Below are 970 nucleotides of genomic sequence, written 5' to 3'. Positions count from 1 at the left end.
CTTGCAAGTTACAAGCGGGAAGAGCCCTTGTGGATAAAAAACTATTAAGAAAGGATTAAAAATGCCTCTAATGAACCATCTCAAGTGCCAAGAACTGTAACAACACCCACGAGCTAGCAAATATAATGACAGCGCCAGCTTACTCCTTTATGAAGCGTAAAGATAGTGGTGCCCAATGGATTTACCATTATACTCTTCACGAGCACCGTCGTGAAATGGGCTTGGGTGCATTGCGAAATGTTTCTTAAAAAAAGCCCGTGAATTAGCAAATCAATGGCGTTCTGTTTTGCATGAGGGTCGTGCCCCATTAAAAAACGCAACAAACAAAAGCGTTAGGCAATACGTAATCTCCATTATTTGAAAGATATTACTTTAGATGCTTTTGAAAGTCGTAAAGCTGAACTTAAGAATAATGGTCAATGGTTTCTACCCTTAAAACTTCATATTCTCCTCAAATTAGGTTGTTTGCCCGTTTCAGAGATTACACAAACAGAGATACGCAATGTTCTTGCCCCTATTGGGCATACAAAAGCTACAATAGCAGAGAAAGCACTCATCCGCCTCAATCTTTGTCTCAAACATGCGGCTGCATAGGATTGGATGTTGATTTACAAGCAACAGAAAAAACTCGCGCACTCTTAGGAAAACAACGCCATAAAACCACTAATAGACCAGCTATGGATTGGAAAAATGTGCCGGATTTTTATAAGACACCCTGTAAAAAAACAACCATAGTACATTTGGCTTTGCATTTACCCATTCTGATAGGTGTTCTTACATATTTTTGCGTCATATTTATAAAAGCAGATTAAAGAGAAATATTTAGACGATTCTTGACTTAAGAAGATGCAACACCAGAGTTTCGCGGGACTTTATCATTAGAAGCACCAAAGTTGATTTTATTCTTTCTGCAACCGGTCGTAGTCACCTTAGTGAGAGTAATATGTCACAACACATGCAACAGACTGGA

The 970-nt window shown here is 38.9% G+C and carries 1 pseudogene; it reads left to right on the top strand.

Going from position 1 to position 970, the window contains the following annotated elements:
* Positions 1 to 112: 112 nt before the first annotated feature.
* A pseudogene (locus ACFIKE_RS11465) lies at positions 113 to 970 on the top strand (integrase arm-type DNA-binding domain-containing protein); the annotation flags it as partial.

Origin of the sequence: Bartonella sp. MU70NMGDW, from assembly GCF_042194085.1 — a bacterium.
In the GTDB taxonomy this organism is placed as follows: domain Bacteria; phylum Pseudomonadota; class Alphaproteobacteria; order Rhizobiales; family Rhizobiaceae; genus Bartonella; species Bartonella grahamii.
Note: the sequence above shows the minus strand (reverse complement) of the source record. Positions and strands in the feature narration are given on the sequence as shown.